This window comes from Allorhodopirellula solitaria, assembly GCF_007859855.1.
Lineage (GTDB): Bacteria > Planctomycetota > Planctomycetia > Pirellulales > Pirellulaceae > Rhodopirellula > Rhodopirellula solitaria.
In genome coordinates this window covers 133,045-160,001 of the sequence record NZ_SJPK01000012.1, presented here as the reverse complement: position 1 = coordinate 160,001, position 26,957 = coordinate 133,045, and the positions used below count along the sequence as shown (strand labels likewise).

Below are 26,957 nucleotides of genomic sequence, written 5' to 3'. Positions count from 1 at the left end.
GTTTCAGTTCTCGACTCGCCACGTCCTCCAAACCGTCCGTCGCAACCAGAACATCTTGAATCGCAGCACATTCAAACGCAGATCCGCGAGCAATGTCGAAAAATCGAGCACGATCTTTCAAGCTGCGATTACCGTTGCCCTCGGCGATATTCAACGGAATCGATTGGGCCGAACGGAGCCATTGGTCACGAGCATGACGATGGCAACCGTTCAAATCCTTTGCAACGGCGAATGAGGAAGCGACATACTCGATCGAGAGGCGATAAACGTCGAGTCGATCGTGGTCGAAAATCGGTTCGCTCATTGGTGCCCCGAGTCGAGTAGGAGTACGAGTACCGGCTGACGCCTGAGTACGAGTACGATGTCACTTCGTGCCAGAACGGTCGCCGTCACCTAGGACGGACGACTGATTCTCCATTGGTATAATCGCGCAAGCCGTCCTTAGGTGCACGGCTTGGTTCTGGCTTTCTTTCGTGCTCGTGCTCAGCATCGCGGTGCTCGTGCTCGTAATCGTTCCCCAGCTCATAGTCTACCGACGGCNTGCAGCAGCGACGTATCCGATTGACAAACGGTAGACGTCGAGTCGATCGTGGTCGAAGATTGGTTCGGTCATGGTTGCGCCATTTCGATTACGAGCACGAGCACCGTTTCACTGAGCACGAGCACGATGGCCACTTTGTGCCAGAACGGTAGAAATCACGGGGAACGGGCGAACAACTTGCAAGCAGACGAGGAAACGAACCACCCGTTCTCCCGTGCACTGCATGGTTCGTCGGTTTTGCAATTTGCCGAAGCACTGACCAGCAGCGAATCGTCCTAAATGAGTATAGCGATCACGGCCAACAAAGCAAAAAGCTGACAGGCAGTGATCATTCGCCCGTCAGGTGATCGCCATTGTCCGCATACGTGTCACCGACAATTGATTCAGCAGCTCTGATGCGTTTCCGTGCCGCGTCCAGATCAAATTCGCCGTCACGTTCCATCACGGCCAAAGCGTCATTGTGCAATGCGTATGCAAGGTGCGCCGCAAGTCTTACGCATGGATCGGAATCGCACTCACTACCAAGGTGGTCCGACAGCAGCAAACGAATCTCGTAAACTGCCGCGGCCATAAGACGAGCATGTTCAGACGTAGTCATGGTGCAACCGATTCGTTCAGTAAAATAACGTAGCCTGATTCATTCGACGAACGGTGGCGATCAGCGGGCGGCGACGGTTGATCTTCCACTTCAGAACGCCCGCCTTCGCCGCTCGGTTGCATCGGATGGTTCCCCGCTCTCGTCTGCACGGTGATCGGAGGAGTTGCTCAAGTGTACCGTCAATTCCCATTTTCGCTCTTCAAATAGCGCCGAGTTTGCGAGTACAGGATCACAAGCGAGAGTATACCGAACGCCGTAACCAACAGTCCCTGCAGGATGCTTGCGAGCGGGCTATCGTGTCCTGTCAAGAAATAAATCGGCAACGCGAAGACACCAAACGACATTGGCAAGAAGATCAGCCAAACACCAATGAGTACAAGTTTTGTTCTGGGTGAAGTTGCGAGACCGCTATATTTGGGAACGAAGTTGTCGTGAATCAAGTCTTGGTTGATCCGCTCGCCGAGAGGTGTGTAGGGCGTCGATTCCTCGGTGTCAGGATTGGTCATCAGCTTTGACTGCCACTATCTGTCGGGGAACGGCGGACATCACGGGGCACGGAAGGTTGACTGTCCATTGCGAAGAACGCCGCAAGCCGTGCTCCCGTGCATGTCATTGTTCCCCGCTCTGTTCGTGTTGGATGGGTAAAGTCGATGATACCACAACGCCGTGACCAACAATGCGTCCGCCCTCGCGTACAGTGAAGGTGACCCCGGCTTGAAGCGTGGAGTAGTCGACGCGGGGATAGTACATGAGTCGAAGCGGATATTGGCCGGAACCAGTTGTGGGATCAGTGGCCGACAATGCCGGTTCGAAAAGAACGCCCATGTAGTGTTCGAGAGACTGATTGTTCGAGTCAGTTCTCGCTTTGCGGTTCGTTCGGTCGTCGATCGCTAGATGCGGCATGTATCGCGAATCGGGTTCGATCGTGATGCCCCGAGTGCGGCCACCTTCGGCTAATGAGAGCATCACAATTTCGGCGACAATTCGCGGTTGAGCCTCAACATCAATCATCGGTGCGAATGCCCGTCGGGGAACGGGGGCGATATGCGGGCGGCAGCGAGCGACTCACCCCTGCGAGAACGGCGACCACCGCCGCTCCGTCATCATCGCATTGTTACGAGTCTTTCAGTGTAGCGTAGTACCCGTGGGCTTGCCCGCGCCTTCCATCCGAAACGAGCACTGCGCCACAGTCACCGATCTGTCAGGCGTCGGACAGTGCCTCGCAGAGCAGGCGTCGGAGAGTGCCTCGCAGAGCAGGCGTTGGTTGATGCCCCGCTGGGCATACGCTGGTTTTGTGCTGCGCAGGGCTGGCGTTGGTTACCACGACTCGGACGTGGGACGATGCCCCGCAGGGCACACTTGGCGTTTCACCCACACTCGTCGTCAGCACGGCTTTGTCTCGTAACGGCGGCGATATGCGGGCGGCAGCGAGCGACTCACCCCTGCGAGAACGGCGACCATCGCCGCTCCGTATCATCGCATTGTTACGAGCCTTTCAGTGTAGCGTAGTACCCGTCGGCTTGCCCGCGTCTTCGGTCCGAAACGAGCACTGCCCCACAGTCACCGATCTGTCAGGCGTCGGACAGTGCCCCGCAGGGCTGTCGCCGGAGAGTGCCTCGCAGAGCAGCCATTGGTTGATGCCCCGCAGGGCATGCGCTGGTTTTGTGTCCCGCAGGGCTGGCGTTGGTTGTCGTGACTCCGGCGTGGGACGATGCCCCGCAGGGCACACTTGGCGTTTCATCCACACTCGTCGTCAGCACGGCTTTGTCTCGTAACGGCGGCCATCAGCGGGCCGCGTCCAACGACTCAACGACTGCCAAAACCGTGACACGCGGCTCCGTTGCATGGCTTTGTTATCCGCCAGTTTGGTACAGTGCGCGGCGTAATGAGGTGTTCAGAAGACCGCACCGAGTATGGCAAATGCCAGCATCCCGAGCGAGATTAGCAGGGGGCCGGCAGGCACAGCACGAGCGAATCCGGTTGACTTCCGAATTGCGTATAACGAAGCCGCAACCGAAGTAGACCACGCGATAATGGCTACTAGGCCAAGCATCGAGCGCAGAGATGAATCATTACGCACGGTGAGTCCGCCAATGCCGATTCCGCCGTAACCAGACAGTAGTTGTGCGTAGACGCAACCAGTCGTCACGAGCAGCATAGCGACGGCGATCAAAGTGAGTAACGCGGAGTACCGAGTCATGCATTTAGTTCAGTCGGTTGGTGCGGGGGTGACATTCGTTTCATCGGGCGGTACCAGGTAATACCAACGTCCGAAATAGTTGATTTCCTGCCAGTTGTCGGGTACATCGCCGCGAGGCGGTGGGCTTGGAAGCGGCTTTTGGCCAAGAGAAGCAGATGACCATATCTGAGGCGGAAACCAATAGACCGATCGCATTCGTGTTGGCCGTCCGACAGGGTTCGTGGGCGTATACGTCCAATCGCGCTGAACATTGGATTTCTTGGGTTGGGATTCTTGGCCCTCGGATTGCCGACCGACGTTGGCATCGGATTCGAGTTCTTTTACGCGCTTTTCAAGCATCTCCAAGCGAGCGTGCAAGTCAGCAATGCCGGGAGTGTCGCTAGAGGGTCTGTTGTTCGCATCCTGACCCAAGCCGTATGTTGAGACGAGCAAGAAACAGACAACAGCCAATGTACATCGCATTATCAGGGTTCCTTCGAGTTTGCAGACCGTCCCGGGGTGCCTTGTGTTCAAAGTGCGATTTCAGTCGGATAACGTTGGACGTCACTGGGCGGCGACGAGAAATTAACGGTTTCCAAACGCTTGACACGCCGCTCCAGTGCACGTCTTTGGTTATCCGTCGTTTTGGCTTAGTGCTTGGTAGACTTTGGGTCAGCATTGAACGCATCACCTCGATGCAAGTCATCAATCAAAATTGTTGATTTTAATTCGATCATGAGTGTTTCACCTGACGGTGTCGTAATTTCAAGGGTCGTAGGCGTATTCGCGATCGCGCGAACCGTTGCGGTCGCAAGAAGTGAAGTCTTGCCGTTTTGGAGATCCCGCGTGATCTTACACTGCGTTTGAACAACGGTTTTTGAGTTTTTGATCGTAGCGGTTTCGGTGTCAGCGAAAGCCATCGGCAAAGCTACTAGTCCAAGAGTTGCGCAGCCAACCATAGCGAGAGCAGTCAATCGTTTCATCGCGGATTCCTTTGAAGGTGAGTGATACGACATTGGAATAGCAAAGGTTGTAGGCCAATGGAAGTTCAAGTCGGCGGTTTCAGTCGGATAACGGCAGCGATATGCGGGCGGCGGCGAGCGACTCAGCCACTTCGAGAATGGCTACCAACGCCGCTCAGCATCATCGCATTGTTACGAGTCGTTTATTGTAGCGTAGTACACGTGGGCTTACCCGCAGCTTCGATCCGACACGAGCACTGAGTCACAGTCACCAATTGATCAGGCGTCGGACAATGCCTCGCAGGGCTGTCGCCGGAGAGTGCCTCGCAGAGCAGGCATTGGTTGATGCCCCGCAGGGCATGCGCTGGTTTTGTGTCCCGCAGGGCGGGCGTTGGTTGTCGTGACTCCGGCGTGGGACGATGCCCCGCAGGGCACACTTGGCGTTTCATCCCCACTCGTCGTCAGCACGACTTTGTCTCGTAACGGTTGCCGTCACCTAGGACGGACGATTGATTTTCCATTGGTATAATCGCGCAAGCCGTCCTTAGGTGCACGGCTTGGTTCTGGCTTTCTTTCGTGCTCGTGCTCAGCATCGGGGTGCTCGTGCTCGTAATCGTTCCCCAGCTCATAGTCTACCGACGGCTCCCTAACGCCGTCAAACTTCATCGCCATTCGAGTTAGCATCGAGACAATTCGTTTGAGCATCCGTTTCAGCTCTCGACTCGCCACGTCCTCCAAACCGTCCGTCGCAACCAGAGCATCTTGAATCGCAGCACATTCAAACGCAGATCCGCGAGCAATGTCGAAAAATCGAGCACGATCTTTCAAGCTGCGCTTGCCGTTACCCTCGGCGATGTTCAGCGGAATCGATTGAGCAGTGCGAAGCCATTGATCACGAGCGTGGCGATGCAAACCGCTCAGCGATTTCGAAACGTCGAATGCAGCAGCGACGTATCCGATTGACAAACGGTAGACGTCGAGTCGATCGTGGTCGAAGATTAGTTCGGTCATGGTAGCGCCATTTCGATTACGAGCACGAGCACCGTTTCACTGAGCACGAGCACGATGGCCACTTTGTGCCAGAACGTCGACCATCAGCGGGGACGGCAGAGCGACGTTCACCTGCCAAGACGTGAACGCCGTCCTCCGCTGCATGGTATTGTTATTTGTCGGGCGTTGGTTTGTTTTGGCTTCCGCGAAACGCCGTGAGGCGTCCAGCGGCAACCGTCTTTCAGGCATTGTATCGGTGTGGGATTCACGACACAACTTCGGACCTGGGATTCGTCAGGCGTCGGGGTTGGCATGCGTTGGAGTTTTCAGGCGTCGGATTATGACAGGCGTTGGAGTTGTCGGGCGTCGGATTTCGCCAGGCATTAGAGTTGATCGGCGCGGGCTTGCGCAACGTCGCGTCGATGGCTGGGTCGAAACGCTAACGGGAACGCAGATTCGACAGGCGTTGGACGACGCAGCTAAATCAAATAACGGTACGCATCAGCGGGCCGGGACGGTTGATGTTCCATTTGTGAAAACTTGCAAGCCCGGCTCCGTTGCATGCGATGGTTACCCCAGATTTGAAGTGGCCTGAGCTAACGCCATCATAGCAGACTCGATATTCGCAATGTTGCGTTTGGCCATCGTCTGTCCCGGTTGATACTTGTTTTCAATCGTTGCATCCGAAAGGCCATTCCAGTGCCTGAACGCATCAGCCAAGCGGTCGGCAATACTCGCATTGTCGTGCAGCGGGTCGAGGTGAGAGGATGAAGTCCCCAGTTTTAGCAAGGTCTCAGCAACACCGAACGCCTCGGAGTCAATTGATCCAAAGATGGGATGGCGAAACGTAGGTAAAACGAAATTGATGTCGTATCCCGCGTCAACCAATGCAGTCGCAATCTTCGGACCGTTCCGTGGATCGGAAGACGAGTAATACAGTCGGCAGAACATGCCGTCTAAGTCTTCGCGGTTCTTCGCGGGCCCGAATGTTTTGAAAAGATTGTCTATCGAAAAATAGAGTTCGGTGGCGTTGCTATACTCTGAATCATTGAGTCGAAACCCTTCGTCTACGTAGACCCAAAATAGAAGACGACCATGATTCATGGGCGAGCAGTCAAGCACCAAGTACGACTCTGAATCGTCAAGTTCGGCAATCGAGACGAATTGATCTGGTAGTCCGGAATCCGAGCGGTGCCGCTTGCACGTGTCCACAAGATCGCGATCGGAAATTGACAAAAACCGTTGAACTTTAGTCGGCGACCCAGGGAAGGGGAGATATGCGGGTGACGGCGATCCACCGTTGTGCTGACGCAAGAATTCAGCGTAGGGCAGAGGAAATGTCAGTTCGAGTTCCGCTTCGCAATCCAAGATTTCTGATTCGGCAACTGGCTTCCCGGTGCGTCGGAATTTCACGTCGTAGCTGTCGATTATCTTCATGGTGTCGAAAGATTACGGCGATTCAGTGGGGTAACGGTGGCCGTCACCTAGGACGGACGATTGATTTTCCATTGGTATAATCGCGCAAGCCGTCCTTAGGTGCACGGCTTGGTTCTGGCTTTCTTTCGTGCTCGTGCTCAGCATCGCGGTGCTCGTGCTCGTAATCGTTCCCCAGCTCATAGTCTACCGACGGCTCCCTAACGCCGTCAAACTTCAACGCCATTCGAGTTAGCATCGAGACAATTCGTTTGAGCAACCGTTTCAGTTCTCGACTCGCCACGTCCTCAAAACCGTCCGTCGCAACCAGAACATATTGAATCGCAGCACATTCAAACGCAGATCCGCGAGCAATGTCGAAAAATCGAGCACGATCTTTCAAGCTGCGCTTGCCGTTACCCTCGGCGATGTTCAGCGGAATCGATTGAGCAGCGCGAAGCCATTGATCACGAGCGTGGCGATGCAAACCGCTCAGCGATTTCGAAACGTCGAATGCAGCAGCGACGTATCCGATTGACAAACGGTAGACGTCGAGTCGATCGTGGTCGAAGATTGGTTCGGTCATGGTTGTGCCATTTCAATTACGAGCACGAGCACGAGCACCGTTTCACTGAGCACGAGCACGATGGCCACTTTGTGCCAGAACGGTACGGATCACGTGGTCGCCGCGAACGACTGACCACTTCAATAAACTCAACTCGGCGACTCAAGTGCATCCGCTGGTTCGTCGCGGTTCTCGATAGCCAATTTCGCTTCGGCTGGGTACCGAGATAGAACTGACGTAAGCAAGCTGATGACTATTCCCATTCCCAGGTAAACGATAACCCAAGTGGTTCGCACAGTATGGGACGAGTGATTGCTCGTCCATCGGCCGTAACCCAACAACTGCCAATCAATCTCGGGCGCAAGTGGATCAAGCGTTTGTCTTGCGTAGTTAACAGTAACCCGAAGGCCATCGCGATTTACGTTCACTGTTTCGGTGGAAAATTGTTCGTAAGTGTTCTTGAGAAGATCATCCGAAACTGGAACAGAAGCGAATTCGATCACCTGAGTCACGTCTGTTGTCCTCATCTGACGCAGGCAGCAAAAGCCAACAGCAATCCAGGTGGTCGCAAGTAAAAGGGACCTGATTGTTGTTTGACGCTTCATTTTTCAGTCGACGAACGTTACGCGTCAGCGGGGACGGGCGAAAGACTTGCAAGCATACCAAATCGCATGCCACCCGTCCTCCGTTGCACGCGATGGTTATTCGCCGTTTTTGGGGTCGGGAAAATTGACGGAGGAAGCGGGGCGTCGCTTGGTAACCGCAAGTACGAACAGTGCAGCAAGGCACGCCAACAGTGTGATCGCTGGTCCGGTAAACTCGGAAGCATAGGCGTCCATGCAGTTCCGCGCAATCTCGTACGGGTTGCCTTCGCCAGATTCGACCGCGTCGTACACAGGACGGACAAACACATATCGCAATTCGGTCGCGATCCAGATGCAAAACGCAGCGTAAGAGCCGATCAGCAAAGCGAGTATGGCGAGAGTAATTCTGATCAAGCGTCAACTATGTTCACGAGGTGTTAAAAATGGCTCGAGGTGTAATCAACGACCCAGGTGAGAGATCAGTACTATTTCAGTCGAATAACGGCAGCCATCAATGGGGACGGCAGAGCGACGTTCACCTGCCAAGACGTGAACGCCGTCCTCCATTGCATGGCATTGTTATTTGCATGGCGTTGGATGGTTTAGGCTTTAGCGAAACGCCGTGAGGCGGCCAGCAGCAACCAGTCTTACGGGCATTGTATCGGTGTGGGATTCACGACACAACTTCGGACCTGGGGTTCGCCAGGCGTTGGAGTTGTCACGCCTTGGGATTGGCACGCGTTGGATTCATCAGGCGTTGGAGTTGATCGGCACTGGCTTCCGCAGGGTCGTGCTGCGGACATCGTGTTCGGCTACCACGGCAATGGTCGCCGTGCCGATCGTTGGGTCGAAACGCTAACGGGAGCGCAGATTCGACAGGCGTTGGACGACGCCGCTAAATCAAATAACGGCGGCCGTCACCGGGCACGGAGAGACGACTTTCCATTTGTGAAACCTTGCAAGCCGTGCTCCGTGTGCACGGCATTGTTCTGCCTTCTATGGCGCCGCAATTGCGGTCGGACGTTGGTGTGGCAGGTAGTTGTCGCGTCCGTGTGATTGCACCGTTGCGATCAAATTTGAGTCTACCAACAACGAGTGCCCCGGTACAGCATCGAATGCATTGGCACAGATGAATCGTGCCGCGTCGTCCAAATCAAGTCCGCACGCGATCAGATACAGCCAGAGGATTGTTGGCGAGCGATTCCAACCTGCCATGCAGTGAACGTAGACGCGACCACCGTCATCGGTAAGTGATTGATGAATCGTGTCAATCGCGTTGATAGCGATGTCAGTTGGGATCAGTGTTCGATCTTCAATGTCGATCCAGGTAACGGAGCGAAAAGGTCCGTCATCGGTCGTAAGCTGGCTTGCAGTGTCACTGACGTTAAGGATGTCGGTGACGTTCAAGGAGCGCAGTTCGTCGAGGCGTTCGCGCGAAGCAAATCGTCCAACGAAGAGGTCTTGCGTCACGCGGAACAGTGTCGATTCTCCATTGGCAGACGAGCAGCAAATTCAGTGGCAGAACGCTAGCCGTAACCGGGTCGCGTCGAAACAGCTTGCCATTGCCAAAACGCGTGACACGCGACTCCGGTTCACGGCATTGTTATCCGCCGCCTGATGTATCCGACGGAGTGTCCGCCTGCGATCGGAACATTTCTATTAGATCATCCACTTCGTCGGACGGGAAGTGGCGTTTTACGCCGCGTAGGTATCGCAAAACGCTCCGACACGAATCTGCACTCAAGCGAAATGCCGCGTCACCGCGAGCAAGACTTACAAGCCACTCGCTTCCGCCGTAATGATGGAGGTCTTCCGGAGCGTTGATGGCCAGGAGCTCGATTAGGTGCTGCCCGATGTCTTCGTATTCTTGGCAGATTCGGTCGAATCCAGGCGTGTATTCATCCCCGCCCACATAGACGCGGTCGTCAATCCAGCTTCCGAGAAAAGGGTGTCGTTCAATTCCAGTCTGCCCATCGGGATCATCCAACAGCAGAAGATGGAGCAGACGTGATCCGATGTTGCGTCCGATTGCGTACTGCTTTATTTCCTGACCGGTAGGGTCAATACTAAGGAGCTGGCGTTTGCTATCGTTTATGTATTGAAAATAGGTTCCCATGCATCTAAATCGGATAACGAGGTAATTATCGCCGGTTGTGGGGGTGATAAGTTGATCCTCGGGGGTGTTATCGCCGGTTGGACCTTCGGTTCCCTCGGTGACACGGGAAGTGTTATCGCCGGTTCGAGGGAGTCTTATCGCCGGTTGGCGTCTGCTGAGTATGAGGGCTCTGAATTCTTCGGTCAAGGAAATTTTCGAACAAATTTCTGGCGAAAACATTGACCTCTTCGCCGGACATGGGAAGAATCAGCTCGGTAGTGCTGCGGCGATGCGGTACGGCGGGCAGGACGACTCTACTTCTGGACCGCCAACGGGTCGCATCAAAAATGGCCGTGGGAGAGGGCGGTGGTCTTCGCTGGAGGGCTGCGTGAGACTGGGACGGAATCTGCTGCGTATGATCGACTTGGGGAGTTTCTCTTCGCCGGGTCGGATGATTGCAAAGGACGATGTCATGGCACGCGTTAGTCAGTCTGAGACCACGTGGCACGAGCAGCGTGACAAGTGGGCGAAGATTTGGTTTGAGAAGCTCTGTCACTTTCATGGCCGCAAGCCCCAAGCGATCTGGGAATTCACCGCCGACGATGTGATTGCCTTCCTCCGCGACCACTTGCGGCGCAAGACGCCTGCTTGGAAGCGTCTGAAGATCATTCAGTCGCTGATCTGCTATCGTCGCTACGTCCAGACGGCTCCGTTTGATGATCTGACCTTCATCCGGACGAAGCTGGAGCAGCTCACTCGGGCTGAGAAGGTCAAAGAAGAGCGGCTGAGGGAATCAGGTGAGGACTCGGTGGAGGAGATCGAAGATGTCGTCGGCTATATCGATCCGAGCGAGCCGGACGTGATTCAGAACCTGCGTCGGCGTGAAGGAACTGATATTTGCACGATCCAGGAATTGCTCGGTCACGCGGATATCAAGACGACGCGAACTTACTTGCACTCGCTCAATCGCGAGGACGTTAAGGTGGTCAGCCCGTTGGATCGTATGAGCTCGAATCGCCACGCGATTTCAGCTAACGACGATGCCAGTGAATCGGAGGCTCGGGAGGTGACGCCGGAGAAAGCGACTGCGAGCTCCACAAGGGAGGGATCGGCAGCGGGACAGGCGAATGATGAGTGTAGCGTGCCTGCTGATGGTGTCGGAGTTTCGGGCACGGTCTCGGCTTTGGCGGGTGAGCTTGCCGCACCGAATGACCGCATGCGGCTGAGACAGGATGCCGATCTGGGGCAGATCACGGAGCGTCGTATGGAGAACGCAGGGCCACCGCGTTGCACGCGACAGACAACTCCATCACAAAAACGGCAGAGGTGGTGGAGTCAAGCGGCGAGGTGGGGAAGGCTACGTGCGTCGGTGATCGCGATCAGTTTTCTTTTCCAGAGTTGATTTGCCATCCATTTGTTGTGGGAGGCAGAAAAAGGGCCATCCACTTTTGGGGCTGGGCAAACACTGGATTCTGTTGGCGGTCGCTGCCGAGAGCTGCGACTCCGCTATATTGGGGCCATGTCATCCTCCAGTCTCTTTGCTGAATTCGACCCGACGCCCGAGCGGTTTCTTCCGGCCCGCATCGTTTCAGGCGGCCAGACTGGCGTGGATCGGGGGGCCCTGGACGCGGCGATGGCGTTGGGAATCGAGCATGGGGGATGGTGCCCAGCGGGGCGTTTGGCGGAGGACGGGCGTGTCCCAGCCCGCTATCAGCTCGTTGAAATCGGGTCGAAATACTATCCCGACCGGACGGAGAAGAACGTGCGGGATTCCGACGCGACCCTGATCCTGTATCGCGGGCGGATGAGCGGCGGTACCAAATTGACCCGGCGACTGTGCCGCGAGGTCAACCGGCCCGAGCTCAGCGTTTCGATCACGAAGCCGTCCCAGGCCAAGGAGAAGATCGTGTTTTGGCTCAACCAGCTCCGTCCCACAGTGCTCAACGTTGCTGGCCCCCGAGAGAGCAACGCTCCTGGGATTCAAGACGAAACCTACGCGTTATTGGTCGATGCTCTCGGTTAAAGGCACTCGGTTAAGGCACGCGGGAACGCTCAATGACGCAGACTCGCTCGCGCTACCTTGGGGGGAAGAGGGAGCGAGAGGAGGCTAGTGGTCTGGGACAGGTAAAAATCAGGGTTGGCTGTAGGAGACAAGGCAACGAGCTGTCAGTTACCCACAAGTTTGCCCACGCCGAAGGCGTTTTAGAAAATAGCCGGTGGTTTGAGCACAAGCGAACACCACCGGATACGACGCGAAACGCAAGAGCCAACCCCGAATGGGGTGGAAGATCATTCATGACGAGGTCTGCGACCCACTTCGGGGTCGATGTTCGGTGACCAACGAATCACCGTAGGTGGCGCTGCGCTGACCTACGGCAATTCTCTCTAATCCCTAGCGGGATACTTGTGGGTAACTGACAGAAGGCAACGAGTCCTCCGCAATTTGCTGGATGAAGAGGACTCGTCGCCAGTTCAGGACTCGTCGCCTCGTCCACTACCCTAAAATCACGGCGTCACAGACCACTAGCGAGGGCGGCCCGCCGATGGCACTCTTTCGGAAACCCGCCCCTGCCGGTTATCTTGGAGGCAGCAACGGGCTCGCCGCCCGCCTCTGATTTCGCGCCCACCGACGAAACCTTCGACTGACATGACAAAAACTGTATACATCAAAACTGTCGGCTGCCAAATGAACGTGCTCGACAGTGAAATGGTGGTGGCCGACCTCAAACGCCATGGATACCGGGTCGTCGACACGCCCGCCGAAGCGGAGCTGTTGCTCTACAACACCTGCAGCATTCGCGAGCAGGCCGAGGAAAAGACGTACAGCGCCTTGGGGAAGCTGCGTGACACCAAGGCTCGCCATCCCGACAAGAAAATCGGTGTGCTCGGCTGCATGGCTCAAAAAGACCAAGAGGTGATCTTCCGCCGGGCCCCTTTTGTCGACATGGTCGTGGGCCCAGGACAACTGCACTCGCTGCCGCAACTGATCACGAACATCGACTCGGGCGAGGGGCGGCAGATGGCTGTTTCGTTGGCGCGGACCGATGGGAAACAGGCCACAGTGGCGAGGTCGCACGAGACTTTCGATCCGCTGCGGGATCCGTCGATGCGTCCGACACCGTTCCAAGCCTATCTGCGGATCCAGATCGGTTGCGACAAGTTCTGTACGTACTGCGTCGTGCCGAACACCCGCGGCCCGGAGCAGGGGCGCTCCCCCAGCGAGATTCTCTCGGAGGCGCGGACGCTCGCCGAGCAAGGGTGTCGCGAAATCGTGCTGCTTGGGCAGACCGTCAATAGCTATCGGCATCGCAGCGAGGCAGGCGACACGGATCTGGCGGGTTTGCTCGAACAACTCCATGAAATCGAGGGCATCGACCGGCTGAAGTTTGTCACGAATTATCCCAAGGACATGACCGAGCGATTGCTCGTCACGGTGCGAGATCTACCGAAGTGCTCGCCGTACCTGCACGTGCCCGCCCAGAGCGGCAGCGACGCGGTGTTGAAGCGGATGAAACGGGGATATACTGTCGGCGATTATATGGAGATGTTCGAACGCATCGAGAGGATCCTCCCCAACGCAGCCGTGAGCAGCGATTTCATTGTCGGGTTCTGCGGCGAAACGGACGAAGATTTCCAGAAATCGGTTCAGCTGATCGAACGCTGCCGATTCAAAAATAGCTTTATCTTCCAGTACAGTGTTCGCGGCGGAACCAAAGCGGCCGAGCGGCTCGAGGACGACGTGCCGCGGGAGGTCAAGGCCGCCCGCAACCATGAACTCTTGGAGGTTCAGAACCGCGTCGCCAGGGAGGACAACGAGAAGTTGGTCGGCGAGACGGTCGAGGTACTCGTGGAAGGCCCCAGCAAGAAGGGAGAGAAATCGGAACCCGAAGCGGCTGCGGTCCAGATGACTGGACGGACGCACTGCGACCGTATCGTGGTCTTCGATGGAAACCGACGTCAAGCGGGCCAGATGCTCGAGGTCCACGTCGACGATGCTAGCAGCCACACGTTGATCGGCCGGGTTCGCACGGTCGAACTCGTCTCGATCGGCATTGAAGCGAACGGCTGAGAAGAATTCGTTGTCGGGGGCACGCCCACATCGGAGCGGGGTTTGTCGGCTTGGTTTCCTGTCAGACAAGCTGACAGGGGAACGCGTGTCGATGCTGCGTTTTTCTAACTTCAAAACTTCGCTTCCCGTGTGACAAGCACACGGGGGAGCAAACTTGTGGGGTATCAACAGCTCGCCGCCTCGTCCATTACAATTTTTCACGAGGGACTCGTCGCCTCGTCCACTACGGTTTTCACGAGGGACTCGTCGCCTCGTCCACTACGATATGCTCAACGTCTCTTTTCCTTTCAACCCGGGGTCTTCGCTCTGTCTTCCATCGACTTGACTGCCGCCAGTTCTCCTGTTCAAACTCGACGTCTCGCCAATGGGATGACCGTTCTCTGGCAGCCGATGCCGTGGCTGCGAACGGCCGCGTACACGTTCTGGATGCCCGGTGGGGTGACCGCGGAACTTGACGGCATCGACGAGGATGAGGAGGCCGATGCCCGTTGCGGTTTGTCTGCGTTGACCGTCGAGATGGTCCAACGCGGTGCTGGCGCCTACAACAGTCGCCAGTTCGTAGCCGCCGAAGATAATTTGGGGATCACGTCCAATGGGGCCGCCTCTACCAGTATGACGGGATTTTCAGCCGCGATGCCCGCGGACTCTCTCGTTCCCGCTATCGGGTTGCTGGCCGATCAGGTCCGCCGGCCTCACCTGCCGATCGATCAGTTCGAGGACGCCAAACTGATGCTGCGGCAAGAAATGCTCGCCAATCAAGACGAGCCGACCCAACGGCTAATGCGGCGTCTGCGTCAACGCCAGTATGGTCGGGCCCTCGGGCGGAGTGCCGTCGCCAGTGAACTGAGCCTGGAGTCGCTCTCGATGGAGCACGTGCGAGAGTTCTATCTCGAGCAATACCATGCGGGCAGCAGTATCCTCTCGATCGCAGGCAACTTTGACGAAGCCGCCGTCTGCGATGCCGTCGATGCGGCGTTCGGGGATTGGAAAACAGGTAGCTGGGGGGGACTTCCTGCAGCTGAGCCGATTGACGGGCACGAGCACATTGAATTGCCCAGCAGCCAAACCCATATTGGGTTTTCGTACGACAACATTCCCTACGGTCACCCCGACTATTTCATCATGCGAGCGGGCGTGGGCATCCTCAGTGATGGGATGAGCAGCCGGCTTTTCGACCGGGTTCGCGAGCAGCACGGGCTCTGCTACAGCGTTTGGGCGAGCACGCACTCGATCGCCTCGAGCACGGATCGGGAAGGGAACGCCGTGCCCGCGACCGCAGCCGTCTTTGGCTACGCGGGGACGACTCCACAGCGGGCTCAACAGACACTCGACTTGACCATTCACGAGGTCCAGCATCTCTGCGATGACCTGAGCGAGGACGAGCTGGAACGTTGGAAGGTGCGAATTCAGAGCAGCCTGATCATGGAACAGGAATCGGCTGGTTCGCGCGCCGGTTCGATGGCTTCGGATCAGTTTCAGCTAGGTCGCGTGATGCCGACCGAAGAGCTCGAGGCGGCGATCGAATCGATTCAGCTCGACCAGATCAAGCAGTATTTTCAGGCGCACACGCCGCAGTCATTCCGGATCGTCACGATCGGTTCCGAACCGCTCGCCGGAGGCAGCGTTTGGAGCGAGACGAACGAGGCGCCCGGTCGTGGCACCGCCCCCGCTCTGAGCACAGGAGACAACGATGAGTGAGTTCCGCACCGCTACTTTGCCCAATGGTTTGCAAGTCGTCGCTGACGTCGACAATCGAGGTTACTCCGCCGCAATCGGCTATTTCGTGCGTGCCGGTGCGCGTGACGAAACGGACGCGCAGTCGGGGCTGAGCCATTTCCTCGAACACATGATGTTCAAGGGCACCGCGACCCGGAGCGCCGCCGATGTCAATCGCGAGCTCGACGAACTCGGTGGCCAGAGCAACGCTTACACGAGCGAAGAACAAACCGTGTATTACGCTGCCGTGCTGCCGAAGTACCAGCGGCGGATGGTGGACCTGCTCTCGGACATGATGCGTCCTCGTTTGGAGGAGGAAGATTTCGCGATGGAGCGGCACGTGATCTTGGAAGAGATCGCCAAGTACGAAGACCAACCGCCCTTCGGCGCCTTCGAGCGCGCGATGGAGTGCTGTTACGGCCCCCGGGGCCTCGGCCGCCGTGTTTTGGGGACGGCCGAGTCGATTGAGTCGATGCACGTCGACACGATGCGAGACTATTTCCGCACCCGCTACCGGCCCGCCAACATGGTGCTCGCCGCGTCCGGGAACGTGGACTTCGACGATCTCGTCGACCAAGCCAGTCAGTCCACTGCGGACTGGAATGAGCTCCCCTTGCCCGCCCCGCTGCCGCCGGACGACGACAGCCAATTGCCTGCCGGTATCGCCCTGGACCCGCGGCTGAACATCCCGGACGCGACCCAGGCCTACCGAGTCACCTTGTCCGGCGGCCCGTCGATGGCGTCGGCGGATCGATTCGCCATGCGTTTGCTCGCATCGATCATTGGTGATGATGGCGGCAGCCGTTTGTTTTGGGACTTGATCGACACCGGCCGGGCTGAAGTCGCTACGATGTGGCCACAAGAGTACGCCGATACCGGCGCTTTGTTTTCGTACTTGGTTTGCACCCCTGACCAGATGGACGCCAACATTCGATTGATGAATGATGCCATTGACTTTGTCGTGCGTGAGGGACTCAAACAGGCTGAACTGGATCAGGTGATCAATCGGACGGTGGCGGGGGTGATCATGTCCTCGGAGCGTCCTGCCCAACGATTGTTCGGTCTGGGAAGTCATTGGTTGTGCTGCCGCGAGCATCTCTCGACCGATGACTTGCTCGATTCCTATCGACGAGTCGATATCGGCCAGATCGAGACGATGGCCCGCAGCTACCTGTGCACCGATGCGACGGAGGTGATCGCCTCGGCCGAGACGGCGCAAACTCCAGACGAACCGAGCTTAACGCCATGAGCCTCGGCAGCACCGACGTGCCGCCGCTGCTGCGGTTGGATGATCGCACGACCATCTTGCCCATTATCCATGGCAGTGGCCAGTTCGCTTGGTTGACGCGTCGGTTCTTACTCGAGCATCGCTTTGACTGCGTTGCCGTCTCACTGCCGGAGTCCTTTCGCGAGTGTGTTGAGCAAGCGGTATTGGAATTGCCCAAGCCGTCGATTGTGATCCAGCAGCCGACTCCGAACTACGAATCCACCTACGATGCGGCCCAAGATTTCCGCGGCAGCTACGATGCGGAGGCCTCCGATGAGTTTTCGCAATCATTCGGGGCCGAGGATGACGAGGACTCGCCCGACGAAATCCCGACCAGCTACGTGCCGATCGATCCCTGCCAGGGTGTGATCATGGCGATTCGGGCGGCGATGGGTGAGCACATCCGGCGTGAATTCATTGATTTGGAAACGAATCGATTCCAGCCGTATTCGACAGTGATGCCTGACCCGTTTGCGGTGCGTCACGTGCACTGTGAGAAATTTGCTGCAGCGGTCTTGCCGAGCATCCCGCGACCGAGCGACGACCAGACACGAGAGCGGATGGCCTACATGGCGGCGCGGCTGGTCGAACTGGCAAAATCCCATCAGCAGATATTGCTGGTCACCAGCGTATTGGATTGGCCGTGGATTCGCGAAGCCCACCGATTGCTCAAGGAAGGCCGGGGACGCGAACTGCAGACGTTTGAGCATGACCATGTGCAGACGCCGGAAACATTCGCCGTCGATCCCAAGACGCTGTTGTTCCTCTTCGGCGAACTTCCATTCATCACGGGGCTCTACGAACGCGCTCGGGCTCAACTCGAGGAGGACGAAGACTTGCAGGTCGACGGCGTCAAGGAACTCCTGATCGCCGCCAAGGAAAGTTACCTCGCTGAGTTCGGCAACCGGGCGCGGCGGATCACTCCGCTGCTGCTTTCGAAATGTTTGCAGTACATCCGCAACCTCTCCTTGCTCCATCGCCGGATGACGCCCGACATGGTGACGATTGTCACCGCTTGTCAACAGATTCTCGGTGACCAGTTCGCCCTCCATGTTGCAGAAATCGCCACGGAATACCGGGTACTGCCGACTCCGACGAGCGAGCATGCTGCTGGGTCGAGCAGTCACGGCGGCCCGGAGACAGATTCGTCGGACATTCCCTTCGGTGAGCAGTTGACCGATGCGGCGTTGTCAGACGGCAGCGACGAGCCCTTTGAAGAGGACACGCAGCGAACGGGTGAATCTCACGCCGAGAATACGCCTGAGTTTCTAGACGACGCTGCTCTGACCCAAGTCAAACTCGGGATCGACCAAGGGCGTTTGCCCGACGGTGAGATCGTTTCCTTAGTCAACCGCTTGCCCGGACCACCACTGACCTGGCAGACGCTGTCGCTCCAGCCGCGTCCGAGCAAGGATGAGCGGAACCGCTGGGAGTACAACTGGAATCCCTATTCCCAGTGCAGTTTCCCGCCCGAGGATGAGCGTATCGAGATGCTCCGCAATCGCGTGTGCGAACGGGCGCAAGCGATCATGGGACAAGACCTCGCGCGGACCGAAAAGTTCACTACCAGCGTCAAGGACGGTATCGATATCCGTGACACGCTGCGGCACTGGTACGAGAAGGAGATCTATGTCCGGGTCATCCCGCCGAGCCGCGGCAAACTCGATGCTTGTTTGATGTTATTTGATTCCCCTGCCGATCCGCGCGATTACCCCTGGCGCACGACGTGGTTTGCCGAACACGATTGGGAATCCACGCTGGCGTTCTTCGCTAGCGATTTCACCAAGGAGATGGTAGGTCCAGGAATCGGCATGGGCACCTATGGTGGCGCCATGTTTCTGTACCCACCGACGCCGATCCGTGATATCTGGACCGATCGCCGGCTCGATTTCACCGAAACTTTGGAAGAGCGTTTGATCGCCGCCGCCTGTATGCACTCGCGGTGTCGCCAGATTGCACTGATGAGCGGCCTGCCTCCCGGAGCAGGTTGGCGAAGACTGGCCCGGCGTTTCAAGAAACAACTCGTTCACGTGCCACTGACTTCATTCAGCGACCAGGAAGTCCAACAGTTGCGGATGGTCCATGTGCTCAATGGCAGCGATGTGCGAAGCTACGCCGCAGACTTCATCCGCAAAGCATAGTGAAATTCCTGCCGTATCTCGGCAACATTGGCCCAGGAATTGCATCTCTTGGTCCTCTCGATGCACTCAGCAACTCCGATGTGTTTTCGGAGCCCGTCTGTCCGGCGAGCGGCTGAGTTTTCGCAATAGAGATGACCAACCCAACTGGAGATCAAGATGAGTACTGAAGCCAAATGGAACACCGCAGACTATGACAACACCTGGGAACGGGTGAAAGCAGCCTTTGCAAATGACTGGGAGCAGACGAAAGCGGACTTCGGATCCGACAGCGCTCGTGACATGGACCAAGATGTCGATGACACGGTCAAGCAGATGGCGGGCAGCGACGATGCGTTCGAAAACCGCGAGCAAGCGTTTCGCTTCGGCCACGCCGCCCATCGTCACTACCGCAACGACCACCCGCAATGGAACGAGGACCTGGACGATCGTCTGCGGGCCGAGTACGCAGGCGACTACGACCGAGACCGCGCCTACATTCGTCACGCGTACGATTACAAATACGCTCAGTGAGCGGTGAGCGACAAACGATCGCAGCGTAGGCGACCACGTCGCCTGCTGTCGTTTCCCCACAAGGATCCCGTCAGGGATGATAGAAAATAGCCGGTGGTTTGAGCGCGAGCGAGCACCACCGGATACGACCCGAGCCTCAAGGGCTAACCCCGAATGGGGCTGAAGATCGTTCATGACGGGATCTGCGACCCACTTGCGGGTCGACGCTCCACGACCGACGAAACACCTTAGGTTGCGCGGCGCTGACCTACGGCTATTCTCTTCAACGCCTTCGGCGTAGTAAGACTTGCGGGGCCCGACAGTTCATCGCCGCGTCCACGACAGAATAGCTTTCGCTAAATCCGCCAGTTATTGATCACGCGTTGCGAAGCAACCGGTACCACCCCGAGGAAACCGTGACTGTGCTGCTTCGGTGAACGAATCGCGGAGCTGCCGACGACGCCGACCACCCCCACGCCATCGTCACCGGGGGACGGCAATAAGCTACCGATGACTGGCTCCGACTGCGCCGCATCGGAGCTAATACCGACCCGGTGGACTTCAGGGGCTTCCATCAGCGCCCTTCCAATTTCGGTGTCCCGCCGAACATTCCTCAGCGAGATGGACTCGCCTTCGACCCCCGTGGTCGGATTCGCCCCACGACAGAATTCTTGCTGACCACCCAGCGGTTCCTCGACCGTGAGTCCCGGTGATCAGGAGCTACTGATCGTTTCCGAAATCGCCGGTGATCGAGATGCAGGCCTCTGATCGAGATGCAGGCGCCGTCCAACCTGGCCTCCAAGTCAGCCAGCCTTCGGGAACGCCGTCTTTGGGGCTCCCCAACTGCCTTGGCGACCAAACCCGCGCCACAGTACACGCCCGGTAAGCTCATCCGAGTGCGAGCGTGATGCATGCCGCCCAGGCTGTCTGATGTCGAAGCGCCGGGAAAAGCGATTGCAACGGAACACTCACGCACCGGTCGTACGCGAATGTTCCGTGCGAATTGCGAGTCGAGGTCATGGATTCATCAGGTCGTGACTCTAAGACTGCATGAGCTCGATAGTCACGCTATTCTCGCCTTCGTTGACGACCGCCTGAACATCGGTGGTCGCTTCGTTCCAGTACTTTTCGGGAACTGATTTATCAATCTTGACGGCCTCTGGCGAACCTTCCTCCATCGGAACTGTTCGCGGCGCGAGGTAAACGCTGTAGGTTCCTGTGGGAATCGATTCTTTCAATCTGAATTGGCCGCCGTCTTCGATGTCTGTACCTGCTGCTTGTCCAGTTGTGGCATCCAGGAACATGACGGCGGCATCATCGTAGGGTTTGCCGTTAAGAGTCACAGTTCCCTCAACAGTTCCTACCGGCGGTGCTTGACTGCAACCGACAGATAGCGTCGCAAAGAAAGCCATGGCGGTGCAAAGGATAGCGGCAGGAAAGTTTAATGGGATTAATAATTTCATAGGAAGTTTGAATCTCATTCGTTCGTTTGTTCGTAGTAGAAAACGTCATCAAAACGTTCGGTGACTGCTTTTGATTCCTGACTTAGCAACACACAATGAATAAGTGTCGGTTTTAGTAATGGACGAGGCGACGAGTCCTGCGGCTTTGGACTCGTCGCTTCGTCCACTACGACAGAAATTGAATGTGCGTTGCTTAGCCGAATTGCCTGATGTCTCGACTTCATTGCGGGAGGCTGGTGACTTGGCCGTCGTAGCGACAGCACAGCTGTTTCAGCAGCATGAAGTCGATCGAGTCAGTAATGAACTGAACACTCGCATCTCCCATGACCACATTGATCCCGCCGGTGTGCATGGAATTGATCACGGTATTGTTTCGATACATGCGATCAGTTGCTCCGGTCTGTACGATCTGTGAATTTGGCGCAAAGCGGACGCAGGTGGTCCCGGTTTGCCAGAGATCCCAACTGCTAGAACCATCCACGGGTCGCGGGTGACGCGACCCCATCCAGCCACCGTAGTAGTTGGACGTGCGATTGACTCCGTCGACCCATCCCGACTGCTCGGCGATCATGATCGCATTGGTGGTACCGTCGACAACGTCTCGCATCTTGATTTTGCCATTGGCAAACAGCATCCCGTTGTTGGAGGACCATCCGTGACCGAGGTCAGCGGTCCCCTTGTTAGGATCACCACCAGGAACAGGACGTGCGGCCCCTTGAATTCCAACATAATGGACGTTCATGGCTCCTTCGGAGTTGTTGGAGACTGGCGCTTCCTCGAATATCTCAATCGCTGAGGACGGGCACGCGTAAGTTGGCACGGCGAGAAATTTGAGGATTTCATTGCCTTTCAGGGCGTCGGCCCCCGCGGCACCGCCAGCCATGAAGTGCGACGAATAGCTGAACTCAAGCTGTTCGTAGATGTTGTTCTGCTCGATGAACGGCAGGATCAATGCTCGCCAGTTCGATCCGCTGGCGGGCCAGGCTTCCCGAAGGTTATAGGAACCCAGAGGGAAGGATGACATGGTGTCGTGATAGTTATGCATCGCGAGACCAAGTTGCTTCATGTTGTTAGAGCAACTCATTCGGCGGGCCGCTTCTCTTGCCGACTGGACCGCAGGCAGCAACAGTCCGACCAACACTCCTATGATTGCAATGACAACCAGAAGCTCGACCAGTGTGAATCCAGAATTCTTCAGTTTCGTCTGACTCATCGACAGTCCTCTAGGTTAGAGTCTCGAAATCGCGAGTAGACTCTCGAGTTCGAAACTTAAGGTGAAGATAGGAAAAATCCTTCTCAAAAGATCTCGTCGCATGAGCTCTGGTCCCGGTTGGGTCGTCGTCGTCACCCATACGTTGAACACCGGTTGGCAAAGGAAATGCCAATGAACAGGGGGTGCGACATTTTCGCATCGCTGCTCGCTCTACAGCGACTGCAATCGCCTTATGGCCACGTAGCGTCAGAATGCCGAGCATTGTCGAGAGCGGCTGGCATCATCGGGACTGCCTTCGATCGCAGCAGTCACCGCGCAGTAGACGTGCAGACACGAACTGTCAGTGCGTGATGCGTGAGCATTCCGCTGACGGAACGGATGCGTTCATCGATCACTAAGCAGCCGAACTGAGCGTGGTTGACTACATCGAAGAGCATTACAACACATGGCACATCCGCTAGTCCCTAAGCTACCCGGCGCCCGACGAACACGAAGCCCCTTACGAAAGTGTTTTAGCAACGCACGATCAATTTCTGTCGTAGTGGACGAGGCGACGATTCCAAAGCCGCAGGACTCATCGCCTCGTCCACTACTAAAACCGACACTTATTCATCGTGTGTTGCTTAGCCCTCGAAGAAAGCCTCGTTAGCAGAATCGGTGGGTTCGATTTGGCTCAGGGAGCTTTCCGAGCTGGTGATACAGGGCCATTCCGTACGCTTCGTAGGATTTGAAACCGTAGGCCTTTCTTAATGCCAGCTTGGCCTTGTTGTTCATGCCCTCCGCGCTGCCGTTTGAAATCTCTCCCCGGGCCCGAAACCAATTCAACATCAGCTCACGGTGGCGACGCAGTGTGCCTGCCATCTCTTTCATCAGCTCAATCTTCGACCGCATGGCCCGAGTACACCATTGGTCCAAAAACTTTCCCGCCCACGTCGCACTCTCGTAAGTCCAGAATCGTTGGAAGTCTTCTCGCATCAGATAGGCTTTCACACTGCGAAGATTGTACTGAAGCAGTTCATTCAGCTTCACGGTCTGTTTGGCTGAAGAGCCAGAAGAAAAGCAATCTCGGGTGTCCGCCAGTCGTGGGCTAACGCAGCATTGGAGCGTGAGGTTTCTCGGCCTCGGTTGAGCAACTTGACACGACGGACTAGCCAGAACAGGCATTCAGTAGATCTAATTCGAATACTCGGACGCGACACTCGACCAAGTTCGACCGATACGAATGTTATCGAGCGCGATGGGGTCACTGTTCTTTGAGTACAACCGCAATTCGCTGAACACGCTGTCGTCATCAACCGGCCGCGTCTTGATGGTCCACGCCGAGGGTTCTACCGAATCAACGGGTTCATCATCGCCATAGATCCGAACCGAAACTTGGTCTTCTTGATCTTGCCTCGCCAAAATTTTGCACACGATGAGGTAAACGGTTTCGTTGTTCAGTCGGTTGGTGGCATTCGCAGCTCGGCCCTTGTGCGCCACTCGTGGGATTCCTCGAGTACTCGTTAGTCGAATGGCAATCTTCTCTGCTTCGGTTCGCGGATCGCGGAGCGTGAGGTAGGCCCATCCGTTTGAATTCTCGGAACCAGTCGCCGAGTGTTTCTGAACCAGAAAGCTGAGGTAGTAGGCTGCGTTGCGATCCATGCGAATCGGATCTTGCAAGGTGCGATGCAATCCGGTGTCTCCCGCAAGGATCAAGCTTCCATCGCTTGTTTGTGTGCGTGTTTTTGACCAAGCCAATGAGTCGCTCGGTCGCAGCACGGCACCCTGTTTGGAATCGAACCTGCTCGGCTGGCTCCAAGCCCCTCGCCATCCCCATCCACCGGTAAGTCCGACCAACGCCTTGGCGTCATATGCAAAGGTTTCGATTGTCGTGGCGGAATCCGCTGTGCCGCGAGAGCTAATTGGTGACCGCACAAACCGCGATGGATCCAACGTGATCGTTTCCACTTGGCGAGAACCAATAAATCGCCTTGCCTGTCCCGATTCGACTTGAATGGACGTTTCCGCTGTATCCGCTGGAGACTCGTCAATGGGGACGTAACTCACGCGTCCATCGAAGACGTGGATTTCGCCGACCGTCCCCGATTCTTCAACGCTGACGGCATATTCGGTTCCCTCGTCTCGGATCTCTGAAAACGGAGTCGCTAGCGTGAAGCGATCGAGGTCACCTTCGCCAGTGAACACGACCTTTCCCCGGTTCAGTCTGGCTCGATCGACACTGACCAAATCCAAATCTGCGGGGCCTTCAAGGACAAGCCGCACGTCGCAATCGAAATGCACAACGGCCACTCCCTCGGCCAGACGCAGAGCACGGGCCGTTAGTCGCTGGCCCTCGTAAGGCACGTCGTAGCGTGCGTCGTGGGGCATCGCGGGGGGCGGCCCCCAGACACATCCCGATGCCGAGGTGAGCGTCGCAATCTCAGGCTTTCCCTTCGCACTCACCAGATTCACGTTCGCTGGAAGTGTCGCGACGTTGTCACGGATCGGTAAGAACAAACGCCCTACCAACACGCCAATTGCCAGGCTTGCGAGCACAGCCCCGCTCCATTGTAACGCCGACGACCAACCAATCGGTGCTGGCGAGGCGGGTGCCTGCGCGGCTGGCAGTGCGGTTGGCTGAGGCGTTTGCGTCACTTGATCGTCGCCGGCGATCCCTTGTTGACGATGCAACGTCGAGATCAAATCAATGGATTCAACGTAATATGCCAGCGCCCCGGGGTCTTGCTCCAGCATCGCCTCCAGTTCGCTTTGTTGATCGTCGCTCAGGTCGCCATCGCGTACCATTCCGATCAGTTTCATCAGGCGTTCGTGTTGTGGTTGGTCCATTGTATCAGACTTCTCCCAGCAATGAACGACGAATGCACCACAACAGCGAATCGTGGACGCGGTTGAGCGCCTTGTAAACCGAGTCGACGCTTCGACCGAGTTGCTCGGCAGTTTGCTTGGTTGAATTCTCGGCAAAGTAACGCAACCGAATCAGCTCGCGATCCTTCTCGCGAAGCGCTGCCAAACACGTCTGCAAAGCCAGCGCTCGCTCGTCACTCTTCATCGAAACACCGATTGCCGCGTCCGCGATTTTCTCAAGCAGTTGGTCGTTGAAGCGAACCTTACTGCTAGCCGCCTTGCGGCGATAAGTGAGGACGCGATACCTAGCGATCGAAATTCCCCAAGCGGTGAAATCAGTATTGCGTTCAAATTGATCGAACTTGCGCCACATGATCGAACAGGTCTCTTGCAGTAAATCTTCGGCATCGGCCAAGTGAGGGACCAACGCCAAGATGAATCCAAGGATTCGTCTTTCCGATTGCAGGAACAATTGCATGAACACCTCTTCGCTGGCGATATCGGTTTTCAGATCTTCAGGATTATTCATGAAGACAACATCTCAAGACCACGCATCGTTCCGGTGGCGCTAGCGAATGCGTCGACTTCGAGATCGAGACGCTGAAGCATCGAAGTGTAGAGGTTGGGCAGCGGATAATTGTTGGTGCGATCGAAGGCAAGATGTTGGCCGTGCTTGAATCCGCCGCCGGCAACGACGACTGGCATGTTTTTGGTGTCGTGCGCCGAAGCGTTACCGAGATTCGAGGTGAGTAACAACATCGTGTGATCGAGCAGCGTTCCATCGCGTTCCTGTGTCTCATGAAGCCGTCGGACTAAACCGCCCCAAGATCTCATCTGGGCTTCTTCAATGATGGCTAGCTGCGCGATCTTTTCTTCATCGCGCCCGTGATGACTGAGCTGGTGATATCCCTGCTCGACGCCATCGAGCGGAATCCGTTGGCCGTTCCCGGCAGTGTGCATCGTGATGAAGCGTGTGCTATCGGTTTGCAATGCCAGAAAAATGACGTCGTGCATTGCCGTTTGCATCGCGATCGTATCCGAGTTGTCACGAACGGGAGCCGGTGCCTTTGCGTCCACTTTGGGTTTGGGACGCTCCGCCCAGCCCTGATTCACGACGAGGCGACGTTCAAGATCACGAACGCTGGTAAAGTAGGCGTCCAACTTATCGCGATCGCCTGGGCCAAGCCGACGCTGCATTGCCCTCGCTTCGTCGCCGACAAGATCCATGATGCTGCGGCCTTCGCGGATCCGCTGCTTTTGAGCGATACGGGACGCGGGTGTGTCGTCCGTGAACATTTGAGCGAAGAGTCGCTGAGGAGAGTTTTGCGGCGGAATCATCGACCCGTTCGCCGTATACGAAGTACTCGTCGTTCCGTCGGCACTTAACACCAGCGACGGGTAACGGGTCTCGCCCCCGAGTTCCCGGACCATGACTTGGTCTAACGAAATCGTGTTGCGAAAGTTCGATCCGCTGTAGGGTGCTGCCGACAAGATGCACGGCTCCGCCTTATGGCCACCGCCCACGCCCGGGTGCGAGGCTCCCGACACAATGGTGAAATGCTCACGTAGGTCCTCGATCGGCTTCAAGTATCGCGTCGTTTCGTAGTCGCGCCCGGATTTCTTTGGGAACAGAAACGGACCGTGGAATCCTAACGCGTTACTGATCCCCACGAATCGACGTGGCGGCGACTCGGCCGAAGAGGCTTCTCGGCCGAACGCCGGAACCATCGAGCTGAGCCAAGGAAGAGCCAGCGACACGCCTGCACTACCGCGGATCAGTTTGCGCCGGGATAGCGAGCTGTTCTTTGCAAAATGGGTCATGTTTCGG

Annotated in this window: 26 protein-coding genes; 7 read left to right on the top strand and 19 right to left on the bottom strand. The window is 56.7% G+C overall.

Annotated elements, in window-relative coordinates:
• The 12 genes from CA85_RS19470 to CA85_RS19405 all read right to left on the bottom strand — a co-directional run.
• The coding region (locus CA85_RS19470; RefSeq protein ID WP_146393048.1) for a four helix bundle protein at positions 1-304 on the bottom strand (304 nt) is incomplete at its 3' end.
• Positions 305-869: 565 nt separating this feature from the next.
• The gene (locus CA85_RS19460) at positions 870-1,139 is read right to left on the bottom strand and encodes a hypothetical protein (protein WP_146393017.1); all 270 of its coding nucleotides are present in this window, start codon (positions 1,137-1,139) and stop codon (positions 870-872) included.
• 179 nt (positions 1,140-1,318) lie between these two features.
• Complete coding sequence (locus tag CA85_RS19455; protein ID WP_146393016.1) at positions 1,319-1,645, bottom strand: hypothetical protein; 327 nt, start codon at positions 1,643-1,645, stop codon at positions 1,319-1,321.
• A 103-nt stretch (positions 1,646-1,748) separates the two neighbouring features.
• The gene (locus CA85_RS19450; RefSeq protein WP_146393015.1) at positions 1,749-2,150 is read right to left on the bottom strand and encodes a hypothetical protein; all 402 of its coding nucleotides are present in this window, start codon (positions 2,148-2,150) and stop codon (positions 1,749-1,751) included.
• A gap of 1,198 nt (positions 2,151-3,348) precedes the next feature.
• On the bottom strand, positions 3,349-3,801 hold the full coding sequence (locus tag CA85_RS19445) for a hypothetical protein (RefSeq protein WP_146393014.1): 453 nt from the start codon (positions 3,799-3,801) through the stop codon (positions 3,349-3,351).
• 167 nt (positions 3,802-3,968) lie between these two features.
• A complete protein-coding gene (locus CA85_RS19440; protein ID WP_146393013.1) occupies positions 3,969-4,301 on the bottom strand; it encodes a hypothetical protein in 333 nt (110 codons plus the stop codon).
• Positions 4,302-4,772: 471 nt separating this feature from the next.
• Entirely contained in the window at positions 4,773-5,291 is a 519-nt protein-coding gene (locus CA85_RS19435) for a four helix bundle protein (protein ID WP_146393012.1), read from the bottom strand.
• A gap of 549 nt (positions 5,292-5,840) precedes the next feature.
• Positions 5,841-6,707: an SMI1/KNR4 family protein gene (locus tag CA85_RS25975; RefSeq protein WP_146393011.1), complete on the bottom strand. Its 867-nt coding sequence runs from the start codon at positions 6,705-6,707 to the stop codon at positions 5,841-5,843.
• A 43-nt stretch (positions 6,708-6,750) separates the two neighbouring features.
• Positions 6,751-7,269: a four helix bundle protein gene (locus CA85_RS19425; RefSeq protein ID WP_146393010.1), complete on the bottom strand. Its 519-nt coding sequence runs from the start codon at positions 7,267-7,269 to the stop codon at positions 6,751-6,753.
• A gap of 680 nt (positions 7,270-7,949) precedes the next feature.
• Entirely contained in the window at positions 7,950-8,246 is a 297-nt protein-coding gene (locus tag CA85_RS19420) for a hypothetical protein (protein WP_146393009.1), read from the bottom strand.
• A gap of 582 nt (positions 8,247-8,828) precedes the next feature.
• Positions 8,829-9,302 (bottom strand): protein-tyrosine phosphatase family protein, encoded by a 474-nt coding sequence (locus tag CA85_RS19410; RefSeq protein WP_186775060.1) that lies wholly within the window; start codon positions 9,300-9,302, stop codon positions 8,829-8,831.
• A gap of 133 nt (positions 9,303-9,435) precedes the next feature.
• The gene (locus CA85_RS19405) at positions 9,436-9,948 is read right to left on the bottom strand and encodes a hypothetical protein (RefSeq protein ID WP_146393007.1); all 513 of its coding nucleotides are present in this window, start codon (positions 9,946-9,948) and stop codon (positions 9,436-9,438) included.
• A 451-nt stretch (positions 9,949-10,399) separates the two neighbouring features.
• Between CA85_RS19405 and CA85_RS19400 the strand changes: the two genes are divergently transcribed.
• The 7 genes from CA85_RS19400 (at position 10,400) to CA85_RS19370 (ending at position 19,630) form a co-directional block, all read left to right on the top strand.
• A complete protein-coding gene (locus CA85_RS19400) occupies positions 10,400-11,329 on the top strand; it encodes a hypothetical protein (protein ID WP_246112982.1) in 930 nt (309 codons plus the stop codon).
• A 117-nt stretch (positions 11,330-11,446) separates the two neighbouring features.
• On the top strand, positions 11,447-11,950 hold the full coding sequence (locus CA85_RS19395; protein ID WP_146393006.1) for a putative molybdenum carrier protein: 504 nt from the start codon (positions 11,447-11,449) through the stop codon (positions 11,948-11,950).
• A 624-nt stretch (positions 11,951-12,574) separates the two neighbouring features.
• Positions 12,575-13,996 (top strand): tRNA (N6-isopentenyl adenosine(37)-C2)-methylthiotransferase MiaB, encoded by a 1,422-nt coding sequence (gene miaB / locus CA85_RS19390; protein WP_146393005.1) that lies wholly within the window; start codon positions 12,575-12,577, stop codon positions 13,994-13,996.
• A 369-nt stretch (positions 13,997-14,365) separates the two neighbouring features.
• Positions 14,366-15,694, top strand: coding sequence for a M16 family metallopeptidase (locus CA85_RS19385; protein WP_146393045.1), 1,329 nt, complete (start codon positions 14,366-14,368; stop codon positions 15,692-15,694).
• Positions 15,687-16,961, top strand: coding sequence for a M16 family metallopeptidase (locus tag CA85_RS19380; protein ID WP_146393004.1), 1,275 nt, complete (start codon positions 15,687-15,689; stop codon positions 16,959-16,961). The genes CA85_RS19385 and CA85_RS19380 overlap by 8 nt, the downstream gene beginning before the upstream one ends.
• Complete coding sequence (locus CA85_RS19375; protein ID WP_146393003.1) at positions 16,958-19,120, top strand: hypothetical protein; 2,163 nt, start codon at positions 16,958-16,960, stop codon at positions 19,118-19,120. Before CA85_RS19380 ends, CA85_RS19375 begins: the two co-directional genes overlap by 4 nt.
• A gap of 156 nt (positions 19,121-19,276) precedes the next feature.
• Positions 19,277-19,630: a hypothetical protein gene (locus CA85_RS19370; protein ID WP_146393002.1), complete on the top strand. Its 354-nt coding sequence runs from the start codon at positions 19,277-19,279 to the stop codon at positions 19,628-19,630.
• 335 nt (positions 19,631-19,965) lie between these two features.
• On the opposite strand, the gene CA85_RS19365 is transcribed toward CA85_RS19370, so the two are convergent.
• The 7 genes from CA85_RS19365 to CA85_RS19335 all read right to left on the bottom strand — a co-directional run bounded on the left by CA85_RS19365 (position 19,966) and on the right by CA85_RS19335 (position 26,950).
• Positions 19,966-20,184, bottom strand: coding sequence for a hypothetical protein (locus CA85_RS19365; RefSeq protein ID WP_146393001.1), 219 nt, complete (start codon positions 20,182-20,184; stop codon positions 19,966-19,968).
• Positions 20,185-20,649: 465 nt separating this feature from the next.
• Positions 20,650-21,072, bottom strand: coding sequence for a carboxypeptidase-like regulatory domain-containing protein (locus CA85_RS19360; protein ID WP_146393000.1), 423 nt, complete (start codon positions 21,070-21,072; stop codon positions 20,650-20,652).
• Between the two features lie 220 nt (positions 21,073-21,292).
• Positions 21,293-22,285 (bottom strand): DUF1559 family PulG-like putative transporter, encoded by a 993-nt coding sequence (locus CA85_RS19355; RefSeq protein ID WP_146392999.1) that lies wholly within the window; start codon positions 22,283-22,285, stop codon positions 21,293-21,295.
• A gap of 645 nt (positions 22,286-22,930) precedes the next feature.
• A complete protein-coding gene (locus CA85_RS19350) occupies positions 22,931-23,449 on the bottom strand; it encodes a transposase (RefSeq protein WP_261344718.1) in 519 nt (172 codons plus the stop codon).
• A 9-nt stretch (positions 23,450-23,458) separates the two neighbouring features.
• Positions 23,459-25,084, bottom strand: a complete 1,626-nt coding sequence (locus tag CA85_RS19345; protein ID WP_186775059.1) for a FecR domain-containing protein — start codon at positions 25,082-25,084, stop codon at positions 23,459-23,461.
• A 31-nt stretch (positions 25,085-25,115) separates the two neighbouring features.
• On the bottom strand, positions 25,116-25,658 hold the full coding sequence (locus CA85_RS19340; protein WP_146392997.1) for a sigma-70 family RNA polymerase sigma factor: 543 nt from the start codon (positions 25,656-25,658) through the stop codon (positions 25,116-25,118).
• On the bottom strand, positions 25,655-26,950 hold the full coding sequence (locus CA85_RS19335) for a DUF1552 domain-containing protein (RefSeq protein WP_146392996.1): 1,296 nt from the start codon (positions 26,948-26,950) through the stop codon (positions 25,655-25,657). Before CA85_RS19335 ends, CA85_RS19340 begins: the two co-directional genes overlap by 4 nt.
• Positions 26,951-26,957: the final 7 nt, after the last annotated feature.